The sequence below is a fragment of the Lysinibacillus sp. RS11 genome (assembly GCF_042019215.1).
GTDB lineage: Bacteria > Bacillota > Bacilli > Bacillales_A > Planococcaceae > Lysinibacillus > Lysinibacillus xylanilyticus_A.
Window position 1 is genome coordinate 1,914,307 of record NZ_CP168124.1, and the last position, 12,133, is coordinate 1,926,439.

The window sequence follows — 12,133 nt, forward strand, 5'->3', positions numbered from 1 at the left end:
GGCTAATAGGCAGTTTAGCATAAGTAGGATTCTTTTGTTATTTTGAGAATGGTGCTTGTAGTAGAATCCGATTCTCAATCAGGTTTTTCAAGCTGATAAGGGACTTGGATGGTCCGAACTTTATAATAGAATCTTGAAATTGACCAATATCCTCTATGGAGGCAGTCTGAATCTTGATCATGTAATTGTATTCACCACTAATTCGAAACATATCGGTTACAACAGGATTTCGTTCGCAAAAATCCACTAGTGCTTGACATTGCTCTGTTTTAATAAGAAAGAATGCCGTGGTCCCTCGGCCTAGCGCCTGATGACGAAAGGTTGCCGTATAACCCGAGATGATGTCTTTCTCCTCAAGTCTTTTTATTCGTTCCCTTACCGAGGGCTGGGACATGGACACATCTTTACTTATTTGTGAAATGGAGATACGTGCATTCTGCTGAAGAAGACCCAAGATGTGGTAATCAGTTCATCCATCCAATGTTCCATATATAATTCCTCCTAGTGCATTTTCGAAAATGAATAAAATTAATTGATTTTCGTTATTTTTGGAAAGTGTAATGCGATAATTTCCTTTTTTATTGTATGTATTTCCTTACAACACTATTCTATACTAAATTCATCAGAAAGGGGAAATGATAATTGAATATCAAAGGTCTTGCTCATATTGCAATTCAGGCAAAAGATTATCCGGGTACAATCCGATTTTACATTGAAGCATTGGGATTTAAGCGTGGACATCATTGGAGCCTTCCTTCGTTTCAAATCAAGGAAGCTTCGATGCTGATCTCTCCCGACGGCCGAACATGTCTCGAGGTTTTTGATGACGATGCTGTCATTCCGGCACAAGGGAAGAAAGCGCGGTCGGAAGAGGAAGTTGCTTACGGAGCTATGCTTCACCTAGCGTTTTATGTGGAAGATGTCGACAAAGCGTTTCAAACGGCACTTTCCCATGGGGCAAAACCTTATGTGGAAGCAGACAATCTAGCTCTCGGAGAGCCTCCTCTTATTATCAGAAACGCTCTAGTCCATAGTCCTAATGGAGAGGTGATCGAATTTATTCAGGATGTGGACTTTGATATAGAGTCCCATAGTTCAGTGAAGTAGTTCAATAAGCTAGTGGCAATCTAAGACTTTTTCCTATCCTAGACTGCCACTGTGTTTTTCTTAAACTCCTATGAAAGAACCTAATCATCTTTCATTTTCTGTGATGAAGTGCTGTTTATTGCGATTCATGGAGGGCTAACGGATCCTTTTGTTAAAGAAGGATTTACTAAAGACCAAGTTAATCTACAAAATGTGTAGAATTAACTTGGTTTTTATGTATTAATAGCAACAATCTATACGAAAACAGCCTTACTAAATAACCTTTCTATTTAAAATAGGAGGGTTTTGTTGTTTTAATAGTTACTAAGCTGAACGATAACTTCAAATTCTTTCCTAATTGTATCAAGAAGAAAAATAATTTTGGAGAACCTGAAGAAAACTATAAACAGCTCAATTAGTATTTTTTATGGAAATAAATATTGCTCGAAGTAGAAAATATTATATATTTGTAGCTAAAAATAACGTATCTATAAAAATGCCGTTATTTACAATCACTTCACTGAATTTTCTGATTATAATTAAAGAGATCAAATTATAAGGGGTTGATAGAATGTCAGTAAAGGTTAATCCAAACGTTGAGCTTAATCACCCATTATCACCATTATCTGAAGTAGAAATTGAAAAAGCTGTTCAAATAGTCAAGGAACAGCAACAGTTGTCTGAACATATCCGATTTATGTCGGTGATGTTACATGAACCTAAAAAATCAGAAGTACTAAATTACAAACCAGGTAATACAGTAGATCGCCAAGTATTTTTAGTGATTTTAGATGATAAAGAATTGAAAACATTTGAAGCGGTTGTAAATTTAACTTCAGAAAAAGTTGATTCCTACGAACATATTCCAGGCGTACAACCAAATGTAGCCTTAGAGGAATTTGAGCAATGTGAAGAACTGGTAAAGAGCCACCCTGATTTTGTAGCAGCTTTACAGAAACGTGGCATTGACAATCCTGATTTAATCATGGTGGATCCTTGGTCAGCAGGGAATTTTGGTGTTCAGGAACATGAGGGTAAACGTTTACTTCGTGCGATTTGTTGGCAAAAACAATCACTAGAAGATAACGGATATGCTTACCCTTTAACAGGTATTGTAACGTATGTAGACCTAAACAAAATGGAAGTTTACAAAGTAGAAGATCACGGGGTACGTCCAATTCCAACAACATCAGGTAATTATCATCCTGAAGTTGATGAATCCATAGTGTTTAGAAATGACTTAAAACCATTGGAAATCATTCAACCTGAAGGTCCAAGCTTTACAATTGAAGGTAATTTGATCAAATGGCAAAAGTGGAGTTTCCGCTATGGATTTACACCACGTGAGGGCCTTGTATTATACACAATTAATTACCATGACAAAGGCAAGGATCGTCCAGTTCTTTATCGTGCAGCATTATCTGAAATGGTTGTCCCTTATGGTGAACCAACATTTTCGCATAACACACAAAACGCCTTTGATGCTGGTGAATATGGAATGGGTCAATTAGCCAATTCGTTAGAACTAGGTTGCGACTGCTTAGGCGAAATTCAATACTTTGATGGTGTTGTTGCTGATGTTAAAGGAAATGCACGTACGATCAAAAATGCGATTTGCTTACATGAAGAAGATTACGGGATTGGTTGGAAACATACAGATTGGCGAACAGGCCATGTAGAAGTACGGCGCTCACGTCGACTAGTGATTTCATTCTTCTGTACAGTTGGAAATTATGATTACGGATTCTATTGGAGTTTCTACCAAGACGGTACGATTGAAGCTGAAGTCAAACTAACAGGTATTTTAAGCACGGGTACATGTGAAGATGGCATCCAAACAAAATATGGATCTGAGATTTCTCCAGGATTAAATGCATCACATCATCAACACTTCTTTAATTTCCGACTTGATACGATGTTAGACGGTGAAAATAACTCAGTAGTTGAAACAGAAACAGTTTCAGAAACATTGGGAGAACACAATCCGAATGCCAATGGTTTCTATCCTGTTTCACGTATCTTTAAAACGGAGAAGGAAGCGTTACGTAATTTAGATTTAAAAACGCAGCGTACTTGGAAAATTATCAATAAAAACTCACTTAACCGAGTGAATCAACCTGTTGGATATAAAATTTTACCTGGCGAAAATTGCTTCCCATTTGCTCATGAAGAAGCAAGCGTTATGAAGCGTGCTGGTTTCCTTAAACACCATTTACACGTTACACAATTTGATGAAAATGAAAAATATGCAACAGGTATGTATCCAAATCAACATGCTGGGGGAGATGGACTTCCAAAATACGTTGAGAATAACCGTTCAATTGATGATGAAGATATCGTCGTTTGGTACACAATGGGCCATCATCATATCCCGCGCCCTGAAGATTGGCCTGTAATGCCAACTGCATACATCAACTTCCAATTAAAACCAGTTGGATTCTTTGATCGAAACCCAGCGTTAGACGTTCCTAGACCGGACAAGAAGTGTCACACAACATCGTCTTGTCATACGCAATAAAACTCTTACGAGGAGTGATTATATGCTACCATTCCTAAGCATGTTGGTGATTGTGACTTTTACGGTCATCACTAACCGTTTATTAAAACAGCGTTTTGCTAATCATGGCATGACCAAGTGCTGTATAATGCTGATTTCTATGACAATGAGTACTGCTGTTGGGATGAATATGGCTACCTGGCTTCCCGATATGGTACTGGGTGCAATAGCATCTATCATTATTTCTATTGCATTAGGCTATTTACTATCCACAGGCTTACCAATGCACCTATTTATGGAAAGTGCAGGATCTAGTTTTATGGGAGCAATGATGGGCGTGATGCTAACTTTAATGACCACACAATATTTAACGTTAAGCATTATCTTTTTTACAATGATGTTTATTGTAAGTGCTATCATTTCTATCGGTGTATGGAATCGTGAGATGTTTCCAATATTCATAAAAGCTATTCCAAAGCATATATACATTGTAGCTAGTTTAATGATTTGTGTACTAGTAGTAAGTAGTTTTGAGATTCAACATGAGGTACCTGTAAAGGAAGAACAACAGCATCAACATCATCATTAAAAGGGGTCGATCATTATGGTAAAAGTTAATGTTAAACCGAATATTGAAGAATATGGCATTCAATTCAAAAAGAAATATGACAATTTTATTGGTGGTGAATGGGTAGCACCTGTTAATGGAGAGTATTTTGATAATAGTACGCCGATCACGAAAGAAGTATTTACAAGTGTAGCTCGTTCAACAAAAGAAGATGTAGAGCTAGCATTAGATGCCGCTCATGAAGCCCAAAAAACTTGGGGGAAAACACCTATAGCAGAACGGGCACGTATTTTATTAGCCATTGCAGATCGTATGGAAGAAAATCTTGAAAAAATTGCTAGGGTAGAAACTTGGGATAATGGGAAAGCGATTCGTGAAACGATGTATGCTGATATTCCATTGGCAATTGATCATTTCCGCTATTTTGCAAGTGCCATTCGCGCACAACAAGGGCAAATGACACCTTTTGATGAGGATACAGTAGCTTATCATTACCAAGAACCTATTGGTGTAGTTGGCCAAATCATTGCATGGAACTTTCCTATTTTATTGGCAGCATGGAAATTGGCGCCAGCACTTGCTGCAGGGAATAGTGTTGTTTTAAAATTAGCAGAACAAACGCCTGTATCATTCTTATTTGTAGTTGAACTAATTCAAGACCTATTACCAAAAGGTGTATTAAACGTCATTAATGGTTTTGGTGCAGAGGCAGGGAAAGAGTTAGCTTCAAGCCCTCGTATTGCCAAAGTAGCCTTTACGGGTTCTACAGATGTCGGCAAACTAATTATGAAATATGCATCTGAGAATCTTATTCCTGTTACACTAGAATTAGGTGGCAAATCCCCTAATATTTTCTTTGAAGATGTCATGGATGCTGATGATGGCTATCTAGATAAGGCGATTGAAGGATTAGTTATGTTTGCTTTAAATCAAGGTGAAGTTTGCACTTGTCCATCTAGAGCCTTGATCCATGAGTCTATTTATGATCGTTTCATGGAAAAAGCCATTGAACGAGTAAAGCAAATTAAAGTTGGTGATCCATTCGATCTTGAAACAATGATGGGTGCACAGGCTTCAGAAGAACAACATAAAAAAATTCTTTCTTATTTTGAAATTGCCAAACAAGATGGCGCAGAATGTTTAATCGGTGGTGCCGAAAATCACCTTGATCATGTAGATGGTTATTTTATTAAACCAACTATTTTTAAAGGCGATAACAAAATGCGTATTTTCCAAGAAGAAATTTTCGGTCCTGTATTGGCAGTGACTACGTTTAAAACTTTCGAGGAAGCGATTGAAATTGCAAATGATACTATGTATGGATTAGGGGCAGCTGTATGGTCACGTAATACAAACGTTACTTATAAAGCAAGTCGAGAGATCCAAGCAGGACGTGTTTGGATAAATACGTATCACCAATACCCTGCTGGTGCAGCATTTGGCGGCTACAAAAAGTCAGGCATCGGTCGAGAAAATCATTTAAAAGCTTTAGAATCGTATCAATCAACTAAATGTGTCTTAGCTAGTTACAATGAACAGGCGCAAGGATTCTTTTAATTTTACCTAAGAGTGAAGTGAGGGGGCGGCTTATTGAGTAGCTACTATCCAATCCAACCTGAATTGGTCCAAAAAACGTATTCTTATAGAGAACTGACGCCAAACAGCGAGTTAAACCAAGATATACTATTTTATTATGAGTTTGAACCAATAGGCATTAATAGTGATATTCATGTCATTCCTGATGCTTGCCAAGATGTAATGTTTTACATGGGCAAAGATCAAAAGGTTGTCTTAGGGAATACCCCGACTACACGTGGAATTTATTCATTTACCCCAAAAGGTAAATATTTTGGTGTTCGTCTAAATCCAAAACAAACAGTGATGCAATACAATTGCGCATTAAAACAAATTGTTCAACAACCGTTTGTTAATGTTGGATTAGGCTGCACACTTGACTCTAAATTTATACAAGCTGTTTTTGAAGCAGGAGATTTCGAACAAAGAGTACAGATTTGTAATGAGTATTTTTGTTCTCAAAAAAAGGAAAAAAGTTTGAGTGATGAAATATTCGCTACTTGTTTTGATTCTATTATTGAAAATAATGGGCTGTTCTTACCAGATGTAATTCAGCAAAAAACAGGCTATTCTGAGCGATATATCCGAGAACTTTTCTACAAAAAAACAGGTTTCGGACCAAAAAAACTAAGTAAATTCATACGCATTCAACTCTTGCTTCAACATTTTTCTTTTGAAGAGACACCTGTAAACATTGACCAATATGGTTACTATGATCCTTCACATTATTACAAAGAATTTAAAAGCTTACTTGTCATAACACCTGCTGAATATATAAAAGAATTTTTAGGTTGGAAAAATATAAAACGAAAGTTGTTATCTTATTAGCCCCTCAAAGCTTCCACTCTTTCTTATAAAAAACATACTGATGTGAACTGCCCCGTAAAAGTTAGACACCAATCTAACTTTTACAGGGGTTTTTTATTTATTCATGAACAATATGCTTTCCAGAAAAAAGCATATCAGTTAGTTTAACTACATTAACGATTCGCTACCCTAACTTTATGGAAAATTACTATTAGCTATAAAAATTCAGATAATTGATCCAGTTGCAACAGATACTCTCAGACTTAAAAGGTACCCTTTTGATTGGATAATTGTTTTGTAGGTAAGTACAAAAAAGAGACGTATCCTTTTCATCTCACTATCAATCAGTTCTAATCCCTATTCCAGCACTTGTTCCAGCAGCTATAATTTTGGTGTTTTTATGATAGTGCAGAGAGTATGCAACCATAGAAATGGTTCAATGTTCGGTGGCTGTTGGATTTTTAGCTCTCAAATTCCCCCCATATTTGGCGATGAACAAAACAAATAACATGACATAATATAGAAACATCAAATATTATTAAAAAGGATGATGTATGATTTCTATAGTAAGAACCTGTACCCTTCCTAACGGAGAAATACATGACGGCTGGGAAGATGTTGATGTTATTTGGGACATTGATCGTTGGGAGAATGACGGGGGTAGAAGTGTTGGCACATGACTTGGCTACGGCCGTTGAATGAAAAAAATTTTGCATTAAAAGGGAGGCAAGCCAGTCTCCCTTAAAAATATTTGTACGGACAAGAATCAAATAAAAATTTTTCTACAATCTTCGGTGGAGGGCTTTTTTTAGCTGCTTAAAGCCTAATCATATTTAGGTTGGATAGAGCCACGCACACTCGTTTTTTGCGGGACTGTTCTTTACAATTGTTGGGGCATGTCTTGCGCCTATAATTTGTGATGAATTTCCTGAAAAATAAAATATTTTAAAAGAAAGTTGAAACTATTTTCCTTGTTTAGCGTTAAATAATAGAACACTAGGAGGTGAAAGTTTTGGAAGAAAAAATACAGGGAAAACAAAAAAGTGAGTTTTGGGAATGGGTAAAGGCAATTGCTTTCGCTCTAATGCTTTCATTTGTAATCAAGCAGTTCCTTTTTACTCCGGTACTTGTAAAAGGCGCTTCTATGATGCCGACACTTGAAGACCACGATCGCGTGATTGTCAATAAAATTGGTCCAACACTTCAGTCATATGATCGATTTGACATTGTTGTTATTGAAATGAATGAAGAAACAAATTATATAAAACGTATCATTGGTCTACCAGGAGATAAAATCGAGTATAAGGATGATCAATTATACATAAACGGTGAGAAGTACAATGAACCTTATTTAGATCAATACAAGAATGAATTAAAGGATACTGGGACACTCACTTATGATTTTACGCTAGAGCAAAATTTAGGTGAAACTACCGTACCAGAAGGGCATTACTTTGTATTAGGTGATAATCGTCGTGTAAGTAATGATAGCCGAAATCCTGAAGTTGGATTCATCTCTGAAGAACAAATAATGGGGACAACTAATATCATCTGTTGGCCGATGGAGCATATTGACTTAAGGTTTAACTAGATTCATCTTGGACATCGTTGACACACAAAAAGCATCTATTCACAATGGATAAAGTTACTTAATCAAACTAGTTATACCGAGTAAAATCAGTACGATTAAGTATTATTTGTTAAGACTTTCAGCAAACCTAAAATAAACGGAGTTAAATAAAAATAAATCAAAAAATAGTTATGTGAGCAAATGTGTGAGCATTTTGGAGAGCAAGTGATCTGCTTCAAATAACATAAAGGAAATTAGATTTGATTGTAGTTTCCTAGTAAAAGGGTAAACTTTAGTATCTACCACTTTATTCATAAGGCTTTACGTCACATTATTTGGGGGTAGGTTCGAATCCCTCGTGGGAGGAATCAAGGCTCAGATAGAACAAGTTTGAACCAATTGAAAAGCGCTCTGAATCCTTTATTATCAAGGGTTTGAAGCGCTTTTTCTTTTTTTGAATCCATTAGAAAACGATAGAAAATGAAAAATTTCTACACAATCAAGAAATCTGATTGAATTATTTAAAAATAAGTGTTTTTTTTATTTCTTAATGGTTAATCACAATTAAACAATGTTTTAATACTGAATTGTTGTACATGAGAAGTATATAGGTGCAGAATTTTTTCCTTTTGTGTGAGCAGTGTGTTTTTTACAATGCTGCTATTTTATTGTGACAGTTTTTAAGAACTAATAATAAATGATAAAGTTGTTAACTGAAATAATCGAATGTTTAAGTTGTTATATTGGTAGAACCATTATTCTTTGATTTTTCCTCAGCTGCTGGCTTAAGCTAAAATGTGACCGCCTTCTACATGAAGAGCGGTTCCAGTTACGAAACTATTTTGTAGCAAGTATAGTACGCTTTGCGCAACATCTTCAGCTCTTCCTATTCGTTTCACAGGAAGTTTGTTTTCAACAGTAGCATAGAAATTATTACGTGCTTCTTCGGGCATTTTACTACGGGAAGGTGTATCAATTATACCGGGTGAAACGATATTCACTCGGATTGGAGCAAGTTCTAATGCCAAAGTCTGGCCTAGATTCGAAACAGCTGCATTGACTGCACCTAAAATTGCTGAACCAGCCATAGACTTGTAGGCTACAACCCCAGAGAATAAAACGATTGAACCGTTTGGTGAAATTTTCGGAGCACCGTATTTCGCTGCATAATATTGTCCCCAAAATTTATTTTCAAACAGTTGTCGAGCTTGGGCTGTATCCGTTTGGAGGAATGACCCACTGGATGTTTCTGCCGCACTAATCACAAGATGATCGAACTGGCCGATTTTTTCAAAGAAAGACTGTACTTGCTGTTCTTGCGTTGTATCTAGAGTATAAGCCGTTGCTCTAACTCCTAGTTGCTCTCTTGCGTTTCGTAATTTATCTTCGGAACGGCTGGCAATGATTACTTCAACCCCTTGAGCTATTAGCTGTTTAGCTGATTCCAAACCAATCCCAGAGCTTCCACCGATAATTACAACTTTTTTATCTTTTAACATGTTTTTCTCCCCTTATAGGTTTACTTATATAGATTAAAAATTCAATACCTCTTGCAGGTGTAAATCAAGTTCGGATACAAACTTTTCAACCTTCGGATTTTTGACTACATCATAACAAGAGAAACTCTTTAAAGGTTTCATTCCAAGAAATTTCTGTATACGATGTAAATGACTTAATGCATCTTCTAGACTGCTACCTTCGAAAAACTGACTTGGATCGTTAAATGCTTTTTCAGGTGCATTCCAGGTAGTCGAAAACATATATTTCTTTTCAGTCAATAACCCGCCTTCTCCATACTGATCAGCACCCTTAAAAAATAAACCATAAGCATATACTTCATCCATATACGTCTTCAATAAGCCCGGGACACTGAACCAATAAATAGGTGTTTGGTAAATAACAATATCAGCCCATATAAATTTTTGTTGTTCTTCTTCGATTGTATATCCATCTTGAATAATTGTTGTTTTTACATTGTTCTTTTCGCTTAAAAAACTGACCAATTTGTCCATCAATGTTTGGTTCAAATTCCCCTCTGCTGAACTATACTTCTGGTGCCCGTTAATAATAAGTATATTTTTCATCTTTATCTAGCTCCTTTAATTTCGTGTTCCTTTAATAAACCACCTAGCACTTAGCTGGTAACCAATAGCCCTGTTCAAATCGTTTGTTACATCTGGAAAAATACCCATGATAGCGACTCTATGGTACCGATAGTAAAAGCACTGATTAACAATGCTAACGGTAGTTTGTCTCGTTGATTTTACGTACTAATTTGTGATCACCTCCTCCAAAAAGGGATTGAATAATAAGTTCAACGATATTATATATATAGTAACTTCATTTAGGGAAGTAGTGATATTTAATATATTAAGTTACTAAAAATATACTATTGTGATATGATAAGGGGAAACTCGTAAAAAAAAATTTAGGGAGGATGTTTCAGATGAGTGTTAATGAGCCAGTCGTGTTGACGAAAGGGGCACCAGGTGAGACTTGTCCCATTGCTAAAACGCTCGATGTGATTGGGACTAAATGGACTTTTTTAATTATTCGCGATCTGCTTATAGAAGGAACAATGCGATTCAGTGACCTATTGAAATCAATGAATGGAATTAGCCCGAAAACACTTTCACTCCGTCTTAAGACACTAGAAAATCATGGAATATTGGAAAAAAAGGTATTTCCAGAGGTTCCCCCTCGTGTGGAATATACGTTAACGGAAAAAGGAAAAAGTTTGGAAGGTATTTTCATTGAATTAAAGAGATTTGGATTAAATTTATAAAAGATTAAATATAGGTCATTCTTTAAATTTGGGTAAGTTAATTTTAATCCATCTCAGACTTAAGGAGGACAATCGAATCAGCTACAGAAGTTTCTTCCAAAAGACGAATTTAATGTATCGACCAGATGTGGAAGTTCATGCTGAAATCGAGGATATCTAGACAGAGGTTTTGTTCAAACTTTTTTATAAACAGTCAAACTTATTTTCAAACCTACAATTTGTGCTTATGTGACTGGCTGCCAACATACTGGCGGCTTTTCTTATTGAAGTAACGTGCAGGTGTTAGTTGATGAGTGTTGTTTAACTTGTGTTCAATAATCGGGCCATTATCTTGAATAAAAGTTGGTGGATCAATTAGGTATTTATGTTAAGGTGTAGTGAAGATTGTAATGATGAATTGGTGTTCACATAATTATGATTAGACGCATTGGCGGCAAAAAGGAACGGTCAAATGAAAGGAGAAGAGGTTTTAGCTGCCCTTAAAGCAGGAGAATTACGTGAAAAGACCAATAAACATTATAATATCTCCGTTTATTGGCCGGGTTATTAAAAGATTTAGAGTTAAGTGCATTGATCCATATTTAATCTTATCTTCTTTTAAACTTAATCATTTAATCCTTTTCCATCAAGAATTTGCTGCGTGTATTTTTCAATCCTTGACACTCGCGTTTTGGATTGTTTAGGCTGAGAAAAATATAAAATATATGCTCTTTGCCGTCCTGGTGTCAATGCTTCAAACGCAGTTTTCAATGCAGGGATTTCATTGAATGTATTTTGCAGTTCTTCAGGAATTATGTATTCCTTATGCTCTTTCATTGGTACTTCTAAACCTGCTTTTTCAACTTCAATGGCTTCATTAATGTAGTCTTTAATGATGGTTTCCATTGCAACTATTTCTTGCACATTGGTGAAACGAATTTGGCGTGCAGCTTGTACATTTTCCGTTTGTTGGATTAGTATCCCATGTGTATCCTTTAACAGGGCTCCTTTGTGAAACAGAAGTGCACAATACTCTTTAAATCCGTGTATTAACACGATGTTTTTGTTCTCCAATGTGTAACAAGGATGCATCCACTTAAAATCCTCGGTCAGCTCACAGTCACAAACGATATTTCTCAACACCGAATATTCTTCCTGCCACTTTTTGGCTTTACTTAAAAATTCATCAACTTTCGGATTCATTCTATTATTTGTCATCAAGGAACACCCCTCTACAATTTTTTAATCATCTGATTTCAATTACTC

At 36.1% G+C, this 12,133-nt stretch carries 11 protein-coding genes; 7 read left to right on the forward strand and 4 right to left on the reverse strand.

Annotation, left to right across the window (positions count from 1 at the left end):
* Positions 1 to 37 precede the first annotated feature (37 nt).
* Positions 38 to 454, reverse strand: a complete 417-nt coding sequence (locus AB9L17_RS09570; RefSeq protein WP_375200483.1) for an Lrp/AsnC family transcriptional regulator — start codon at positions 452 to 454, stop codon at positions 38 to 40.
* Positions 455 to 642: 188 nt separating this feature from the next.
* Here AB9L17_RS09570 and AB9L17_RS09575 point away from each other — a divergent pair, with 188 nt between their 5' ends.
* The 6 genes from AB9L17_RS09575 (at position 643) to lepB (ending at position 8,124) form a co-directional block, all read left to right on the forward strand.
* On the forward strand, positions 643 to 1,107 hold the full coding sequence (locus tag AB9L17_RS09575; protein ID WP_375200484.1) for a VOC family protein: 465 nt from the start codon (positions 643 to 645) through the stop codon (positions 1,105 to 1,107).
* A 550-nt stretch (positions 1,108 to 1,657) separates the two neighbouring features.
* Positions 1,658 to 3,604 (forward strand): primary-amine oxidase, encoded by a 1,947-nt coding sequence (locus AB9L17_RS09580; RefSeq protein WP_375200485.1) that lies wholly within the window; start codon positions 1,658 to 1,660, stop codon positions 3,602 to 3,604.
* Positions 3,605 to 3,626: 22 nt separating this feature from the next.
* On the forward strand, positions 3,627 to 4,172 hold the full coding sequence (locus AB9L17_RS09585; RefSeq protein WP_068985577.1) for a hypothetical protein: 546 nt from the start codon (positions 3,627 to 3,629) through the stop codon (positions 4,170 to 4,172).
* Between the two features lie 15 nt (positions 4,173 to 4,187).
* Positions 4,188 to 5,708: an aldehyde dehydrogenase family protein gene (locus AB9L17_RS09590; protein ID WP_375200486.1), complete on the forward strand. Its 1,521-nt coding sequence runs from the start codon at positions 4,188 to 4,190 to the stop codon at positions 5,706 to 5,708.
* A gap of 33 nt (positions 5,709 to 5,741) precedes the next feature.
* On the forward strand, positions 5,742 to 6,554 hold the full coding sequence (locus AB9L17_RS09595) for a helix-turn-helix domain-containing protein (protein ID WP_068985575.1): 813 nt from the start codon (positions 5,742 to 5,744) through the stop codon (positions 6,552 to 6,554).
* Positions 6,555 to 7,545: 991 nt separating this feature from the next.
* On the forward strand, positions 7,546 to 8,124 hold the full coding sequence (lepB, locus tag AB9L17_RS09600) for a signal peptidase I (protein WP_223555750.1): 579 nt from the start codon (positions 7,546 to 7,548) through the stop codon (positions 8,122 to 8,124).
* 764 nt (positions 8,125 to 8,888) lie between these two features.
* On the opposite strand, the gene AB9L17_RS09605 is transcribed toward lepB, so the two are convergent.
* Together AB9L17_RS09605 and AB9L17_RS09610 are read right to left on the reverse strand one after the other, a co-directional pair.
* Positions 8,889 to 9,602, reverse strand: a complete 714-nt coding sequence (locus AB9L17_RS09605; protein ID WP_375200487.1) for an SDR family oxidoreductase — start codon at positions 9,600 to 9,602, stop codon at positions 8,889 to 8,891.
* 33 nt (positions 9,603 to 9,635) lie between these two features.
* Positions 9,636 to 10,187 (reverse strand): NAD(P)H-dependent oxidoreductase, encoded by a 552-nt coding sequence (locus AB9L17_RS09610; protein WP_375200488.1) that lies wholly within the window; start codon positions 10,185 to 10,187, stop codon positions 9,636 to 9,638.
* Between the two features lie 362 nt (positions 10,188 to 10,549).
* Between AB9L17_RS09610 and AB9L17_RS09615 the strand changes: the two genes are divergently transcribed.
* Complete coding sequence (locus tag AB9L17_RS09615; protein ID WP_223555743.1) at positions 10,550 to 10,888, forward strand: winged helix-turn-helix transcriptional regulator; 339 nt, start codon at positions 10,550 to 10,552, stop codon at positions 10,886 to 10,888.
* A 603-nt stretch (positions 10,889 to 11,491) separates the two neighbouring features.
* On the opposite strand, the gene AB9L17_RS09620 is transcribed toward AB9L17_RS09615, so the two are convergent.
* Positions 11,492 to 12,085: a YdeI/OmpD-associated family protein gene (locus AB9L17_RS09620; protein ID WP_068986845.1), complete on the reverse strand. Its 594-nt coding sequence runs from the start codon at positions 12,083 to 12,085 to the stop codon at positions 11,492 to 11,494.
* Positions 12,086 to 12,133 lie beyond the last annotated feature (48 nt).